Source organism: Allokutzneria sp. NRRL B-24872, assembly GCF_002155965.1.
Taxonomy (GTDB): Bacteria; Actinomycetota; Actinomycetes; order Mycobacteriales; family Pseudonocardiaceae; genus Allokutzneria.
Genome location: NZ_MUMH01000042.1, coordinates 82,413 through 98,126 on the forward strand (window position 1 = coordinate 82,413; position 15,714 = coordinate 98,126).

Consider the following 15,714-nt stretch of genomic DNA (forward strand, 5'->3'; position numbering starts at 1 on the left):
CAGAGCTGCGAGAACGGCACTCACAGGAACGGCGGCGGGTCGAGCACCAGACCTTCCGGGCCGGAGAGCGGATCGGCTCCGGGCGCCCAACCCCGCTCGGCGATCACTTGGCGCCACCGGGGCAGGCCGAGGTAGCGGAAGGCACCGGGCGCGTTGGGCACGAGGCCGGTCGCGCAGACGCGGCGAACGCGCAACGGGGTCTCGGCGACATCGGAGGTCGTGAGATCGACACTGGCCACCCGGCAGCCGCTCGCGCGCAGACTCGCCTGGAGCGAGTGGAGATCACCACGCGGGAGATCTTCGACGCCGATCAGCTCGCCGGGCTCGGTGAACCTCGGCAGCAGCCGGTCCTGGACGCGCTTGTCCAGCCACACCTGGGGTTGCGCGCCGAGATCCCGGACTCGTCCGAAGTGGACACCCGTGTCATCGGCGTACGCGCGGTCCTCGCGGTGCGGCAGGTACAGCCCTTCGGCGAGCACGCCCGCCTTCACCGCCGCGAAGACCCAGCCGTCCGGGTCGAGCAGGCCGAGCGTGAACACCCACGTGTGCACGGCCTCCAGCACGGCCTTCACGCACGCTTCGGCCGGGTCGAAGCGTGCGGCGCCGCCACCTGCGACGATGCCGGTCTCCTCGTCGATCGCGACCGCCGCGACGCAGGCGACGGGGTGTTCGGTCGGCAGCTCGACGAGGTGGATGCGCAGGCGCGATCCGGCCAACTCACCGGCGAGGCCGGGCACCGAGTCCAGGTCGATCCCGCGGCTCGGGCCGCCGAGGTGCCACCACAGCTCCAGCGCGTCCCGCTCCAGCAGTTCGAGCAGCCCGCGCCGGAACGCGTCGTCACTGTCGGCGCCCGTGGCGATGCCCGCGTAGTTGAGGTGGTGCGTGCGCGGTTCTCCACGGCGCTGGCCGGAGAAGAAGTTCAGGTAGACCCACGACGCGGGCAGCCAGCACGCTTGGCCGTCCTCCTCGCCCTCCACCCACAGCTGGGCGAGGTCAGCGGTGAAAGGCCGATACGGAACTTGTTGCCACGGCGCGAAGAACGGCAGGTCGTCGGGGCCGAAGAGGTGCGCGCCCTCGGCTTGCAGCTCGGCCGCCGTCGCCCGGCGCAGGCCGTTGGGCACGCGGTTGCCGCAGTAGCGCTCGACGGCCTCCCCGATCGCGGCGATGCGCGCGCCGTCCACATCGCCGAACGTGGTGCCGAGGCTGACCCGGTCGGCGGGCCACGCGCCGAGCCGCCGCGCGTCCGCGACCTCGGCGGTCACCCCTCGGTAGCGGTGCGGAGCACCTGGCACGTGCTCGACGTCGACCAACCGCCGGATGACTCCGGTCAGCGGATCGATCAGCGCGTCAACGGGCAGCGTCACCTGCCGACCTCCTTGATCACATCGACCGGTGCCCCGTCGGCCCACGGCAGCGCGAGCGAGCACTTGAGGACTTCTCGGCGGCTCGACAGCAGCTCCGTCGCGTCGACCGCGTCGACCCCGGTGTGCGGATTGCGGGCGTGGCGCGGCCAGTGGTGCCCAGCGATCTCCAAGCGCAGCCGCGAGTTCGGTGGCACCTCCGCGCCGACCGGCCCGATCTCCGCGCGGACCGTCGTGGGCTCGCCCGGCGTGTGCTTGTGCCGCACGACCGCGCTCCCGAGCTGCGGCCACGAGCCGTCCGGCATCTCCACCGCGAGGCGGAACACCCAGTCCGCGTCCGGGGCGTCGGCCACCGCTTCGATCTCCACCTCGACGAGCCCTGCCAGCACCCCTGCTCCCACCTCCACCACCCCGAGCGCCCGATCCACGCGCTCGGCGTCGCACCGCAGGTCAACGCCCACGTCCCGGGACGGGAACGGACGCGTCGGCTCGGCCTCGAACTCCCGTTTCGTACCGAAAGCGGGAACTGGGAGCGCTCTCTTGGCCGCTTGGAGTACGAAACGGGAAGAGACGGCGATGGCGGAGTGCCGCGAAGGCGGGGCGGTGGCCCAGGAGGTGTAGAGGGCGCCGATTCGCTTGCCGGACAACGTGTTTCGGGTGTCCATGTCGTGCGACCAGTCGCCGATGACGAGGGTGGTGGGGCCGCGCCAGGTGTCGGCGAGGCGGAGGGTGTGGCGGAGGAAGGGGTCGCGCAGGCCGCCTACGGCCAGCAGCGGAGTGTCCACTGTAGATAGTTCGGTCCAGAGGTCGCCGAGGGGTGGGGCGTTCCAGAGGGTCTGCCAAGCCGGGAGATCGAAAGCCTCGCGGACGGGGAGGGCTTCGAGGGAGTACGGCAGCGGGGTGGCGCGGGCGGTCGGAGTGCCGCCGTGCTCGGCCCACCAGCCGAGGCGGCAGGCCAGGCGCGCGGCCCCGCCGGGTTCGCGGGCGGTTTCGCCGAGGCCCAGCGCGGGGACGGCGGCGATCACTCCGGCCAGTTCGCCTTCCAGTGCGGTCACGACAGCGCAGTACGCGGCGTAGGAGGCGCCGACCGCGAAGACCCGGCCGTCGGCGAGATCGTTGTCGTGCAACCACTTCAGCACCACAGCGCCGTCCGCGCGCTCGTTGGCGTAGGGCACGAAGTCGCCGGTGGAGCCGTAGCGCCCGCGCACGTCGACCACGACGCAGGTGAAGCCGCGCTTCGCCCAGCCGTGGGCCTCGGCGAGGTGGTTGCGGCGGTCGTAGGGCGTTCGGATCAGCACTGCGGGTCCACGCTCGGCGGACCGGACCACTGTGGCTACTAGACGGGCGCCGTCAAGTGGGATGACGTGCTCTTCGGCAGTCGTCACGACGCGGCCTCGGGCACGCGGAGCACGGCGTGGTCGGTGATGGCGGCGGTGTCCAGGTCGAGCACGCGGAGGCGTCGGCGAGCGGGCAGCGACGACGTGAACGAGCCGTCGCGCTTCGTCGCGCCGAGCGCCCACGCGCGGAGGTCGAGTGCGGCCAGCGACGCGACGGCCGCAGCGTCGAGGTCGTCCATGGCGTCTTCGCCGGTGACAGGGGCTTCGGCGGCCCAGAAAGCACTCAGGTGCTCGTGGCCGGAGCCTGCGGCGGCGAGGCGGCGCTTGCGGATGTCGGAGTGCCGGATGTCCCCAGGCTCGGCGGCGACCGGTTCGATCAGCGCGTGGCGCCCCTCACGGCTCACGCGCTGCCATGCGATCCCGTGTTCGGGCAGGTCATCGAGGCTGTCCCAGCACGACGGCGCGGGCCCGTCGGACACTGCGCACACAGCCGAGAACCCACCTGTGGACAACTCTGTGGACAACAGGGCGGCAGTTGTCCACAGATCACCTCGCTCAGTGAACGGTCCGAGGACGCAGGGTTGTGCACCTGCCCTGCTCAGGGCCACCTTGAGGGCTTCGACCAGCACGGACGAGCCCATGAGGGCCACGATCGAGTTATCCACAGGCCACTGTGAGCGACCGCCGAGGAAGCCCGCCTCGCGGAAGGCGCCCAGCTCAGCGGGCGCGTCGGCCGAGTTGTCCACAGCCAGCGCGCCGCGAACGGCCGCCGTCGTGTCCTCGGGGAGGGCGACGCCCACGATCTCACCGTCCGGGCAGCGCAGCGCCGGACCGCGGCCGGGCACGTCGAAGAGGACAGCTCCGGGGATGAGGCGTTCGCCCACTGGGCCTCCCTGTCGGGTGCGGGTCGTCAAAACGGCGGTGGCCGCCACCCCGGAGTGGGAGCGGCGGCCACCTGGTGACTCAGTCCTGGTCGTCGAACGGGTTCTCCACCAGGGCGTTGCTGTGGCTGGCCGAGTTGTGCGGCAGCTCGCGCTCGGACTCGACGCGCACGAAGATCTTCTCCATCTCGCAGTTCACCTCCCCCCTGTCTCGTCTGACATCGGTTTCCAGAAGTACCACAAACGATAATCATTCCCAATAGGGCTGAATGGGTGACGACTGTGACAATCGTTGTCAGTTAGCATGTCCGGGGTGAGCACCGAAGCACTCCGCGATGACCCCGATTTCCGGCGATACTTGCTGGCCAGGGCGATATCGGTGGGCGGCACCCTGGTCAGCGTCGTCGCACTGCCGGTGCTGACCTACCAGCTCACCGGATCGGCAGCGTGGACGTCGGCGGTGGCCGCGACGGAGGCGTTGCCGTACCTGCTCTTCGGGCTCTTCGCGGGTGCGTTCGCGGACCGGGTGAACCGCCGCAAGCTCATGGTGGCGGCGGACCTGCTCAGCGCGGGACTGCTGGCGAGCGTGCCGATCGCGTGGGCGACGGGGACGCTCACGGCGCCGCACGTGCTCGTCGTCGCGTTCCTGACGCAGACGATGTTCGTGCTCTTCGACGCGGCGAATTTCGGTGCCCTGCCCGCACTTGTGGGCCGTGAGCGCACCACGGCGGCGTTCTCGGCGGTCTTCGGCACGACCACGGTCGTCGAGATCGCGGTGCCACCACTGGCCGCGCTCGCGGTCACGATGATGACGCCCGCGCCGCTGATCGCGCTCGACGCGTTGACCTACGCGGCGTCCGCGTTGCTGATCAAGGCCATCGCCCATCCTCTGTCCACTTCGGACAGATCGCGGCCTCGGTCGGCGAGCGACATCCTCGTCGACGTGCGCGGTGGCCTGAAGTTCTTGTGGCAGAACAAGATCGTGCGCACGCTGACCCTCGTCGGGGCGACGCACTCCGCGCTCGGCGGCGCGTGGATCGCGATGCAGCTGCCGTGGGCGGACCGCGTGCTCGGCATCGCTCCCTCCGGCGACGCCCGGCTGGCGGTGCTGCTGAGCTGCTGGGCGGTCGGCGGGCTCATCGCCTCGCGATTGGTGCCCCGGCTCACCAGGAAGTTCGGCGCCGCCCGGCTCGCTCTGCTGGCGCTGCCGACCTCGCTCGGCGCCGGTCTGCTGGTGATCGCGACCTCGCACTGGCTGCTGGCGATCGTCGCGATCACGTTGTGGAGCACGGCTTTCACCACGGTCGTGATCAACGGGATCACCTATCGGCAGCAGGTCACCCCGGACGAGTTGCAGGGCCGCGTGAACACCACCGCGCGCATGCTGGCGTGGGGTGTCGGGCATCCGGTCGGCGCCGCGCTGGCTGGAGCCGTCGCGGTGTGGACGGACCCGCGCGTCGGACTCGCTTCGGTCGTGGCGATCCTCGCGGTCGGCGTGGTCGCGGCGTGGTGCTCACCGCTGCGCACCGCCGCTGCTGAGCGACAGCTTCAGAGCACGGCGTCGTAGGCGCAGGCCGGGCGGCCCGTGGTGGTGTCGTGCCAGACGCGCCCTTGGACGCCGAACACCTCGGCGAGCAGGTCTGCGTCCACGGCCTCCCCCGCCGAAGCATCGGTGTGCACGATTCCCTTGTGCAGAGCCACGATTCGGTCCGCATAGCGCGCCGCCTGCTGGAGGTCGTGCAGAACGCTCACCACCGTGAGCCCGCGCTCGCGCTGGAGACCGGCGATCAGCTCCAGGACTTCGAGCTGGTGGCGGACGTCGAGGTACGTCGTCGGCTCGTCGAGCAGCAGCACGGGCGCGTCCTGGGCGAGCGCCAGGGCGAGGCGGACGCGCTGCCGCTCGCCGCCGGAGAGGTGGTCGACCGCGGTGTCCGCGTAGGGCTCGACACCCGTTGCGGCCAAAGCTGATCGGACTTGGTCGTCGTCACCGGTCCTGAGCATTCCCAACGGCCCTCGCACGGCGTAGCGGCCTTGGCGGACGAGCTGGCGCACCGTCATGCCTGGTACGGCGGGCATCGCCTGCGGCAGGGTTGCGACTTGGCGCGCGATCTCCCTGCGAGACAGGGACTCCAGAGCTTTATTGGCGATGTGGATCGTCCCGGCGTCGGGCTTGTGCAATCCCGCGATCACGCGCAGCAAAGTGCTCTTGCCGCAGCCGTTGCGGCCGACGAGCGCGACCCACTCCCCCTCGCTCACATTCAAGTCCACTGTGGACAGAACGGCGCGCTGGCCGAACGTGACGGTCACACCGGAGGCGGTGATCACCGCGAACCCCCTTCTACCTGTGCTCTGGACGCGCGCCGGGCCACCACGACGAGCACGACCGCTCCGAGGAGCGCGGTCACGGCGCCGGTCGGGATGCCGATGCGCTGCGAGCCGGACGACGGCATGAGCGCGGTGAGCGCTTGGGCGACGAAATCGGCTCCGGCCACACAGGCCGCTCCGGCGAGCGCGGATGCCGGGAGCAGCCAACGGTGTTCTGCACCAAGGACTCTGCGAACCGCGTGCGGCGCGAGCAGCCCCACGAACGACACCGTGCCCGCCGCCGCGACTGCCGCAGCCGTTGCCAGCACTGCTGCACCGAGGGCGGTCAGGCGCCACGGCACCACCGCGAGGCCGACCGTGCGGGCGTGGTCGTCGTCCACTGCAAGGAGATCGAGTGCTGGGGACAGCACGACGGCTGCCAGCACCACGACGAGCAGCCAGGGCCACAAGCCGTTCCAGTGCTCCCACGTGCGACCGGACAACGAGCCGACGAGCCAGCGCGCGGCGGCTCCAGCGAGCTGCGGGCGGGCCGTGAGCAGGACCAGCGACGCACCCGCGAGGACCGCCGAGACGAGCACTCCGAGCACCGCGAGCCGCAGCGGATCGGACTTCGCCGCGATCAGCCACAACGAAGCCCCACCGAGCACTCCGCCGAGCACCGCCGCGATCGTCAGGCTCTCCGGCTGATCGGCGATGCCCAGGAACACCGTGCCCGCCACCGCGCCAAGGACCGCGCCCGAGCCGACGCCGGTCACTTCCGGGGAGGCCAACGGATTGCGCAGCACCGCTTGCAGGATCGTGCCCGCGAGGCCGAGCGCCGCGCCGACGCCGAGACCCACGAGCACGCGCGGCACTCGGAGCTCGATCAGCACGCCGCGCGTCAGCTCATCGCCTCCGCCGAAGATCGCCGCGAGGGTGTCCGCCGGGGAGACCGTCGAGCCGACGAGCAACGCCGCGCACGCCGCCAGCACCACCAGCGCTGGCAGGACGATCAGGGTGAACCTCATGCCACCTCTCCTCGTCGGCGGATCAGCAGCGCCGCCAGCACGATCGCGACGAGCGCGGTGAGGCCGCCGACCGGGAGCTCCACGGGGTAGAGCACTGTGCGCGCCGCCAGGTCCGCCACCACCACGAGCAGCGCTCCGAACAGCGCGGACCACGCCATCCACGCGCGCGGATCGGCGTTCGGGCGGAGCCTGCGGGCGAGGTGCGGGCCGAGGAAGCCCACCCACGCGATCGGCCCAGAAGGTGCCACCGCGATGGCCACGAGGGCGCTCGCGACCACGAGCACGATCAGGCGCGCGCGGTCGGCTCGGACGCCGAGCGCCGAGGCGGTCTCGTCGCCGAGCCGGAGGACTCCGAGCAGCGGCACGCACAGCAAGGCCAAGGGCAGCAAGGCGATCAGGCCCGGCGCGGAGATCGCGACCGACTCCCACGAGGTGCCGGTGAGCGAGCCGAGGAGGTAGCGGAACAGCACGCCCTGCTCGCGGGAGTCGGAGAGCGAGACCGCCGTGAGCAGCAACGCCTGCATCGCCGCGTTCACCGCCGCGCCGACCAGCAGCACTGCCGCCGGGCCGACCGCGCGCCTCGCCGCGAGCAGCGTGATGAGTCCGCCCACCACCGCTCCGATCAGCGCGGGCACCAGTGGCGCTCCCGGGATCGGCAGCGCCCACACCACGCAGACGCCGACCAGGACCGCCGCTCCGCTGGAGACTCCGAGGAGTTCCGGCACCGCGAGCGGATTGCGCAGCGACTCCTGGAGGAGCAGGCCCGCCACCGCGAGCGCCGCGCCCACGAGCAGGCCGAGCACCAGGCGCGGGGCTCGGAGCAGCACCACGACCGCGTGTTCGAGGTCCGTCTCGCCGACGAAGGCGGCGGGCAGCCGGTTCACGCCGACGAGCGGAGTGCCGAGGCAGAGCGCGGCCACGCACACCACGAGCAGGGCGAGCGCGGCCACGAGAACGCTTCTCTTCATGCGGTGGCGAACCGTCCGTAGCTGGTCAGCGGGGCTTAAGCCCTGAATGACTCATTCAGTCCGCTCAACCACCTCAATGACTCGTTCAGTCCGTTGAACCACATGAACGAGTCATTCAGTGCGTTGGAGTTGCTGAAAGAGTCATTGAGGACGCTCAACCACCTCAACGAGTCATTCAGGGGTTAAGCGGCGCGAGCGGGGGTTGGGGGGTCAGGGGGTTGTGGAGAGGAGGGACTGGGATTCGTCGATGATCAAGGAGAGTGAGCGGGTGCCTCGGCCGGAGCCCCACGGCTTGGGGGCGACCTCGTGGACGCGGCCGGACTTGACGGCGGGGATCTGCGCCCAGACGGGGTTGGCGGCGAGCTGCTCGGAGAGCTTCTTGTCGGTGCCGAAGAGCAGCGAGTAGACGAAGACGACGTCTGGTCGTTTGGCCAGGATCTCCTCGACGCTGAAGGTGCTGGCGGTCTCGGCGTTGGTGCCCTTGGCGGTCCAGGGATAGGTGTAGAGCGTGCCGAGGAGCTTGCCGACGAGCGAGTCGGTGGTGTCGACGCCGATGGAGTCGGCGCTGCCGTACATGAGCAGCACGGTCTTCCTGTCGTTGCCCTTGTCGCGGCTGGCCTTGACGGCGCTCGCGAGCTTCGCGCGGAAGCGGGTCTCGGCGTCGGTGGCCTCCTTGACGCGTCCCGTCAACGAGCCGAGGGCGCGCAGGTAGCCGACGGAGTCCTTCCAGTCCCTGGGGTCGACCGTCCACAGTGGAGCATTGAACTTGGCGAGGGCCTGGCGCAGCTGGTCGTGCACGCCGGACAGGCCGATCACCAGATCGGGGCGCAGCCCGGCGATGGCCTCGACGTCCTCGGAGCCGAAGCTGCCGGGCACGACGGGAACGGCGCGCCCCTCCTGGCCGAGCAGCGCGGGGTGGACGAGCAGCGCGGCGTTGCTGGTCCCGGCGGGCTTGAGGCCGAGTTCGGTCAGGGCGTCATCGCACAGGCCGGTCAGGCAGACCACCCGAGCAGGCGCCTGGGGCAGCGTGATCCGGGTGCCACGGGGGTCGGTGATGTCGAGCGCGGGCGACAGGGGCTCGACGCGGGTGTCGACCTGCGCGGCTCCCCCTTGTGCGGCAGGGGTTTGCGCGGGAGCGGAGGTGCACGCGGCCAGCGCGAGCACGGCGAGTAACGCGAGCGGGGCGCGCGGGCTGCGCACGGGGACACCTCCGGGGTCGGCCACGAGGACACCGAAGACGATAACGGTTTTCAAAAGCGGCTGTCGAGCGTCGTTATCGAGGCATTACCAGCCGAAGCACAGGGCCAACCGGGGGCCGCTCGGCACGCCGGTACGCTCGTCCGCGTGTCCACCAGCACCATTGACGAGCACGCCGCCCCCCCTGCGCACACCCACCGCACCTGGGGCAAGGCCTTCGACGACCTGAGTCGTGGATGGCAGCAGAAGGAACTGTGGGGCCACCTGGGCTGGCAGGACATCAAGCAGCGATACCGCCGCTCGGTGCTCGGTCCGATCTGGATCACGCTCAGCATGGCGGTCACCGCGACCGGACTCGGGCTGCTGTACTCGCAGCTGTTCGACGCCAAGATCCACAACTTCCTGCCGTACGTCACCGTCGGCTTCATCGTGTGGAACTTCATCGCGGGCTGCGTCAACGAGGGCGCCGAGGTCTTCATCTCCAACGAGGGCCTGATCAAGTTCCTGCCGTCGCCGCTGTCGGTGCACGTCTACCGGCTGGTCTGGCGGCAGGTGCTGTTCTTCGTGCACAACCTGCTCGTCTGGGTCGCGATGCTGGCGATCTTCCCGCCGGACGGCGTGACGGCGCACTGGAAGTTCACCATGCTGATGGCGATCCCGGCGTTCTTCATCCTGGCGCTCAACGGCCTCTGGGTGGCGTTCCTGACCGGCGTGATCTCCACCCGCTTCCGGGACATCCCGCCGATCATCGGCAGCGTCATGCAGCTGCTGTTCTTCGGGACGCCGATCGTCTGGGAGCTGTCGACCCTGAGCAACCGCACGAACATCGGCAAGGACGTGCTGGAGCTGAACCCGTTCCTGCACTTCGTGGAGATGCTCCGCCAGCCCATGCTGGGCAGGGACATCATCTGGCACCACTGGGTGGTCGCCGGGATCATCACCGTCGTCGGCTGGGCGTTGGCACTGCTGTTCATGCGCAACTACCGTGCCCGCGTGTCCTACTGGGTCTGAGTGAGGCCGAAAACCAATGGTCAGCATTGACGTGTGGAACGCTTCCGTCGAGTTCCCGATCTTCGACGCGAAGACCCGCTCCCTGAAGAAGGCCGTGCTCGGCAAGGCCGGCGGCAAGATCGGCACCGACCAGAAGGTGCCCGTCATCGAGGCGCTGCGGGACATCAACCTGTCCATCCAGCACGGTGACCGGATCGGTCTGGTCGGGCACAACGGCGCGGGCAAGTCCACGCTGCTGCGGCTGCTCTCCGGCATCTACGAGCCGACGCGCGGCAACGCTCGCATCATCGGCAGGGTCGCGCCGGTCTTCGACCTCGGCGTCGGCATGGACCCGGAGATCTCCGGCTACGAGAACATCATGATCCGCGGCCTGTTCCTCGGGATGAGCCGCAGGGAGATGCTCAAGCGGGTCGACGACATCGCCGAGTTCAGCGAGCTCGGCAACTACCTGTCGATGCCGCTGCGCACCTACTCCACCGGTATGCGGGTGCGCCTCGCCCTCGGCGTGGTGACCTCGATCGACCCGGAGATCCTGCTGCTGGACGAGGGCATCGGCGCCGTCGACGCGGCGTTCATGGCCAAGGCGCGGGACCGGCTCAACGACCTGGTCAAGCGCTCGGGCCTGCTGGTCTTCGCCAGCCACTCCGACGAGTTCCTGATGGAGCTGTGCAACTCGGTGATCTGGATGGACCACGGCCAGATCAAGATGCAGGGCGGCCTGCGCGAGGTGCTCACCGAGTACAAGGGCCGCGACCCGTTCGAGAACCTCCCCCAGCACGTTCTGGAAAGGATCGGCGAGAGCCGATGAGCAACCAGACCACCCCCGAGAACCCGCCAGCGCTGCCGGCGGGGGCGGTCGTCGCCGTCATCGTCACCTGTCGCAGGCGTGAGCTGCTGACGGAGTCGCTGAAGGTGATGGCGTCGCAGACGCGACAGCCCGACCACCTGATCGTCGTCGACAACGGCCCGGACCAGCCGGTCAAGGACGTCGTCGACAACTGCCCGCTGAACACCACCTACCTGCTGTCCAAGCGCAACCTGGGCGGCGCGGGCGGGTTCGCGCTCGGCATGCTGCACGCGCTCGCGCTGGGCGCGGAGTGGGTGTGGCTGGCCGACGACGACGGCAGGCCCGCCGACGACTCCGTGCTGGAGGTGCTGCTGGAGGAGGCCGACAAGCGCAAGCTCGCGGCCGTCTCCCCGGTGGTGGTCAACATCAACCACCCGGACAAGCTCGCCTTCCCGCTGCGCCGCGGTCTGACCTGGAAGCGCCAGCGCGAGGAGCTGTCCTCCGAGGAGAGCCCGGACTTCCTGCCCGGTATCGCCTCCTTCTTCAACGGCGCGCTGTTCCGGGCCTCCACCCTGGACGTCATCGGCGTTCCGGACTACCGGCTGTTCGTGCGCGGCGACGAGGTGGAGATCCACCGCAGGATCGTGCGCACCGGGCTGCGCTTCGGCACCACGCTGCGGGTCGCCTACGCCCACCCGGACGGCTCCGACGAGTTCAAGCCGATGCTCGGCGGGCGCTTCCACGCGCAGGACCCCGGCGACTCGATCAAGCGCTACTACACCTACCGCAACCGCGGATACCTGTTGGCGCAGCCGGGAATGCGCAAGCTCGGGATGCTGGAGGTGGCCCGCTTCGGGCTGTACTTCCTCGCCCAGCGCAAGGACCCGAAGGCGTTCGTGGAATGGGCGAAGCTGGTCAACCAGGGCCGCTCGGAGAAGTTCTTCCGCCGCTGAGCGGCGCTGATGATCACCTGGTTCGCCGTCAGCTGATCCGCTGACGGCGAACCCGTCTTGCCGCGCGCGTTCCCGCGCTGGTGTCGTGAAGGCATGAGCGACAAGAAGACCCTCGTGCTGCACCTGTCCGGCGTTCCCAGCCCGCTGCTGTTCGCGGTCAGCGACGACACCGCGACGGAGCTGACCGGCTCCCTCGTCGAGCTCGTCCGCTCCGGCTCGACCAGCGCGGTGCGCTGCGCGGACGGCTCCGACGTCGTCGTGGACTTCGGCAAGGTCGTCACCGCGCACATCGGGGCGCTGCCCACGGTCGGCGAGGTCCACGGCGCACCCGGCAGGCGCATGCGCGGCCTCTCCTGACCTCCGTCCACATTCCGGGACCGGAGCTTCGCGCTGTGCCCGCCGCCAGCCGGTCGGCGTCGGTCGACCGGTGCAGCGGCCTGCCCCGCACCAGGCCCAGCGGCCGCCGTCAGAGCGCCGGGAAACCGCTTGTAACCATTTTTCTCGACGTTAAACATCGACTTCCTACTTAACCGATTAAGGTTGCGGTGCTTTCGACATCTTCACACCGAGTGGAAAGCCTGCGCCGTTCGGGGTTACATGATTGCGGACCGCATGCGACCGCGATCGGGGTTTCCCCATGCAACAGCGCTTTACCGCGTGGATTCTGCTTGTCTCCGCACTTGTCACCGCAGCAATGGCGCTGTCGCTCCCACTGGCTCCCGTCACGGTTGACCAGCCGATCGTCACCTGGCCGAAACAGGGTGAGCGGGTCAGCAACACCGTTGTCCCGCTGCTGCCCTACCGGCCGCTCGAACTGACCGCCGAGGTGCCGTGCGCGGCGATCTCCGCGGTGAACGCCACGGGCGGGGAGGTCCTGCGCACGCTGCCGCCCTCCCGCGACTCCGCACAGCAGGACCACGGGCTGACCATGCGCGTGGTGAACGGCATCGTGCAGGTCAGGGCTTCGGGAAAGTCGATCATCGAGGAACGGCTGCCCAGGACCGACTGCTCATACCGGGTGATCGCGAACGGCACCGGGATCGAGGTCTGGCGCGACGGCATCCAGCTGGTCAGGCACGCGGGTGTGCTGCCGCCGCAGGTCGCGATGCTGGAGACCGGGGCGGCCGGGATGGCCGAGTCCGATGGCATGCGGGTCGTGCTCAACACCGACGCGCGATTCCAGTCGACGCCGACCAACGCGAAATTCGTTCTGTTGATCGTGCATGGATTTCTGCTGATCGGCTGCATCACGCTCGCCGTTCTTCGATTCCGGGCGAAACGACCTTCCGAAGATCGAATTCGATGGCGGGCGGTTGATTTCCTCGTGCCCGCCGCACTGCTCGTCTGGACGGTGCTCGGGCCGACGAACGATGACGACGGCTGGTATCTCCGGCACGCGCTGAACCTCGGTGAAGTGGGCTACGTCGGCAACTACTACCACTCGTTCAACGCGCCCGAGACGCCGTTCCTGGTCGCCCAGTACCTGCTCGCCGGGTGGACGTCGATGGGCACCTCGATGCTGTGGGTGCGGCTGTTCCCCGCCCTGCTCGGCATCGGAACGTGGTTCGCGCTGCGGTGGTTCCTGCACAGCGCGCTCGGCGAGCGCAGGGCCTACCGCGCGCTGCCGTGGCTGCTGGCGCTTGCCTTCCTGGTGTGGTGGCTGCCGTACAACCCGACGCTGCGGCCGGAGCCGGTCACCTGCCTCGGAGTCGCGCTGACGCTCGCGCTGTGCGAGTACGCGCGGCGCCGCGAATGGCCTGGGCTGATGGCGCCGGCCGTGCTGCTGGCCGCGCTCACCACGCTGACCATGGGCGCGGGCCTGATCGCGTGGGCGCCCGTCGCGCTCCAGCTGCCGTGGCTGTGGCGCTCGGCTCGCGGGCGGGACCGGCTCGCGCTGCTCGCGGCCGTGCTCAGCTCGGGGACGGTGGCCTTCACCGTGCTCTTCGCCGACGGCAAGCTCGCGGACCTGATCGAAGCCACCAAGATCCACTACTACTACTGGATCACCATGGGCTGGACCGAGGAGTGGGGCCGCTACGGCACGCTGCTCGTGCCCACCGGCTCCGGCAACTGGGCCAAGCGCGCACCGGTGCTGCTGATGATCGTCTGCCTGGTGTTCGTCGTGGCGCGGGCGCGGCGCCGGAAGTGGCGCGTCGACGCGGTGATGGTGCGGCTGGCCGGGGTGCTCGGCTTCGGCATGGTGGCGCTGGCGATCATCCCGACCAAGTGGACCCACCACTTCGTCGGCATCGCCGCGCCCGCGATCGCGCTGCTGGCGCTGACGACCTTCGCCGGGCCGCGCGGGCGCAGAACCGTCCCCGCCGTCGCCGGAGGGCTGTTCGTCGCGTTCACCGGCGTGGTGATCTTCAGCGGCCCCAACCTGTGGCACGGCTTCGGCGCGTGGGGTCAGCCGTTCTCGCTGACCGGGAACATCGACCCGATGCGCACCCTCGACCCCGACGAGAAGGACCTGGTCGAAACGCTGATGCTGGCGATCGGCCCGGTCAAGGCCAACAACGTGCTGCTCTGGGCGGGCGCGATCGGGCTCTGCTGGTTCCTGCTGCGGCGGCGACGGCGGTGGGCCGCTCTCGGTTCGGCGCGGGTGCTGCTCGGCACCCAGGCGCTCGTGGTCGCACTGTTGCTCGTGCTGTTCGTGATCGCGCCGCTGCGGCAGCTGCCCGGCTGGTCGCTGGCCAGCGGCACGCTGCGCAACGGCTGCGGGATCGCCGACACCGTGCGCTTGCAGGACGGCAAGTCGTTGACCGACCACCTGGCCGGGCGCGTGGCCTACGTGGACTGGAGCATCGGCATCGGCTACCCCTGCGTCGCGATCCCCGCCGTGAAGGACGGCATGGTGACGCCGCCGGAGTACCGCGTGCTCGCCGCCGAGAAGTTCACGATGGGCGGCCTCGTGTCGGTCTACGAGGGCATCGGCGGCACCCACGGCTTCCTCGGCCGGGTCGCGGAGATGGTCAAGGTGCCCGCCGACGCGCCCAACTCCGCCGACTTCCCGTGGGGCGGCCTGGAGCGGGTGAAGTACCTGCACGAGCCCGGTCGCTACTCCGTGGCCATGACCCACCGCGTGGAGCACGGCCTCGAAGGCCCGCCCACGATCGCGCGGCTGGAGTACGCCGGGGTGCCCGCGGGCTACGTGGAGCAGGCGATCGACCCGACGCGCCTGCCCGACGACGTCGACGACGACCGCTACGACACCCTCGGCCTCCGCTGAGGCCGTCGCACTCGACGGTGGTGACCCCTGAAGCCCTGAACGGGTCGTTTGGTGCGCTCAACGCACTGAACGGGTCGTTCAGGGCTTACGCGGTGCGGCTGCGCGGGTGGGGTTACTGGGGCTTGAAGACGACCAGGCGGAGCATGACGAAGTTGATCGCGGTGGCGGTGGCCTGGGCGATCACCCACGCGATGGTGATCTTGAGGGCCGAGGCCGGGAGCAGAGCCAGTGCCAGCGCGTTCACGCCGACGTTGACGAAGAACGTCACCCCGTAGAGCAGGATGAAGCCGCCGAGCCTGCCTGCCCCGGCCGGCGCCGCCTGGAAGGTGAACCGCTTGTTCAGGAAGTAGGCGGTGGTGGTGCCGAAGACGAAGCCGAGCGCCTTGGCGGGGTGCACCCACATGCCCAGCGCCAGGAACAGCTGGTAGGTGCCGTAGTCGACCAGCGCCGAGAACCCACCGACCAGCACGAACCGGGTGAGCTGCGCGGCAAGGCCGAGCTTGGGCGCCTCTGGCGAGGTCTGCTCGGCCGCTTCGGAGGTGGTCACAACGGTCCGCCTTCTCGTTCGCCTTCTCGTTCGCCGATCACGTCGGCGGGGTGCCGCCGGAGCGGCGGAATCCCCCGTAAGTACGCTACCGCGTGACCTAACCGCCTTGAC

At 69.9% G+C, this 15,714-nt stretch carries 15 protein-coding genes; 6 read left to right on the forward strand and 9 right to left on the reverse strand.

The annotated features are described in order from the left end of the window. Positions 1-20 precede the first annotated feature (20 nt). The 4 genes from CCN37_RS12255 to amiA all read right to left on the reverse strand — a co-directional run bounded on the left by CCN37_RS12255 (position 21) and on the right by amiA (position 3,766). On the reverse strand, positions 21-1,364 hold the full coding sequence (locus CCN37_RS12255) for a YcaO-like family protein (protein ID WP_086820862.1): 1,344 nt from the start codon (positions 1,362-1,364) through the stop codon (positions 21-23). Then, the gene (locus CCN37_RS12260; protein ID WP_086820863.1) at positions 1,361-2,746 is read right to left on the reverse strand and encodes a CocE/NonD family hydrolase; all 1,386 of its coding nucleotides are present in this window, start codon (positions 2,744-2,746) and stop codon (positions 1,361-1,363) included. Before CCN37_RS12260 ends, CCN37_RS12255 begins: the two co-directional genes overlap by 4 nt. After that, positions 2,743-3,582 (reverse strand): hypothetical protein, encoded by an 840-nt coding sequence (locus CCN37_RS12265; protein ID WP_086820864.1) that lies wholly within the window; start codon positions 3,580-3,582, stop codon positions 2,743-2,745. Before CCN37_RS12265 ends, CCN37_RS12260 begins: the two co-directional genes overlap by 4 nt. Before the next feature lie 79 nt (positions 3,583-3,661). Continuing rightward, positions 3,662-3,766, reverse strand: coding sequence for a streptamidine family RiPP (gene amiA / locus CCN37_RS41445; RefSeq protein ID WP_246842970.1), 105 nt, complete (start codon positions 3,764-3,766; stop codon positions 3,662-3,664). A 117-nt stretch (positions 3,767-3,883) separates the two neighbouring features. Here amiA and CCN37_RS12270 point away from each other — a divergent pair, with 117 nt between their 5' ends. After that, positions 3,884-5,146 (forward strand): MFS transporter, encoded by a 1,263-nt coding sequence (locus CCN37_RS12270; protein WP_086820865.1) that lies wholly within the window; start codon positions 3,884-3,886, stop codon positions 5,144-5,146. On the opposite strand, the gene CCN37_RS12275 is transcribed toward CCN37_RS12270, so the two are convergent. From CCN37_RS12275 to CCN37_RS12290, 4 genes are all read right to left on the reverse strand, one after another. Then, positions 5,128-5,904 (reverse strand): ABC transporter ATP-binding protein, encoded by a 777-nt coding sequence (locus CCN37_RS12275; RefSeq protein ID WP_246842972.1) that lies wholly within the window; start codon positions 5,902-5,904, stop codon positions 5,128-5,130. The two genes, CCN37_RS12270 and CCN37_RS12275, sit on opposite strands and share 19 nt — an antisense overlap. Then, a complete protein-coding gene (locus tag CCN37_RS12280; RefSeq protein WP_086820866.1) occupies positions 5,901-6,911 on the reverse strand; it encodes an iron ABC transporter permease in 1,011 nt (336 codons plus the stop codon). Before CCN37_RS12280 ends, CCN37_RS12275 begins: the two co-directional genes overlap by 4 nt. After that, positions 6,908-7,879 (reverse strand): iron ABC transporter permease, encoded by a 972-nt coding sequence (locus tag CCN37_RS12285; RefSeq protein ID WP_086820867.1) that lies wholly within the window; start codon positions 7,877-7,879, stop codon positions 6,908-6,910. Before CCN37_RS12285 ends, CCN37_RS12280 begins: the two co-directional genes overlap by 4 nt. Positions 7,880-8,089: 210 nt before the next feature. After that, positions 8,090-9,079, reverse strand: a complete 990-nt coding sequence (locus CCN37_RS12290; RefSeq protein ID WP_086820868.1) for an ABC transporter substrate-binding protein — start codon at positions 9,077-9,079, stop codon at positions 8,090-8,092. A 144-nt stretch (positions 9,080-9,223) separates the two neighbouring features. Between CCN37_RS12290 and CCN37_RS12295 the strand changes: the two genes are divergently transcribed. The 5 genes from CCN37_RS12295 (at position 9,224) to CCN37_RS12315 (ending at position 15,056) form a co-directional block, all read left to right on the forward strand. Next, positions 9,224-10,087, forward strand: a complete 864-nt coding sequence (locus tag CCN37_RS12295) for an ABC transporter permease (RefSeq protein WP_210407985.1) — start codon at positions 9,224-9,226, stop codon at positions 10,085-10,087. A 16-nt stretch (positions 10,088-10,103) separates the two neighbouring features. Continuing rightward, complete coding sequence (locus tag CCN37_RS12300) at positions 10,104-10,895, forward strand: ABC transporter ATP-binding protein (RefSeq protein ID WP_086820870.1); 792 nt, start codon at positions 10,104-10,106, stop codon at positions 10,893-10,895. Continuing rightward, positions 10,892-11,827: a glycosyltransferase gene (locus CCN37_RS12305; RefSeq protein WP_086820871.1), complete on the forward strand. Its 936-nt coding sequence runs from the start codon at positions 10,892-10,894 to the stop codon at positions 11,825-11,827. The genes CCN37_RS12300 and CCN37_RS12305 overlap by 4 nt, the downstream gene beginning before the upstream one ends. 93 nt (positions 11,828-11,920) lie before the next feature. Continuing rightward, complete coding sequence (locus CCN37_RS12310; RefSeq protein ID WP_086820872.1) at positions 11,921-12,184, forward strand: hypothetical protein; 264 nt, start codon at positions 11,921-11,923, stop codon at positions 12,182-12,184. Between the two features lie 280 nt (positions 12,185-12,464). Then, positions 12,465-15,056, forward strand: coding sequence for an arabinosyltransferase domain-containing protein (locus tag CCN37_RS12315; RefSeq protein WP_086820873.1), 2,592 nt, complete (start codon positions 12,465-12,467; stop codon positions 15,054-15,056). Between the two features lie 112 nt (positions 15,057-15,168). Here CCN37_RS12315 and CCN37_RS41450 read toward each other — a convergent pair whose 3' ends face one another. Then, positions 15,169-15,603 (reverse strand): GtrA family protein, encoded by a 435-nt coding sequence (locus CCN37_RS41450; RefSeq protein ID WP_305764708.1) that lies wholly within the window; start codon positions 15,601-15,603, stop codon positions 15,169-15,171. Positions 15,604-15,714 lie beyond the last annotated feature (111 nt).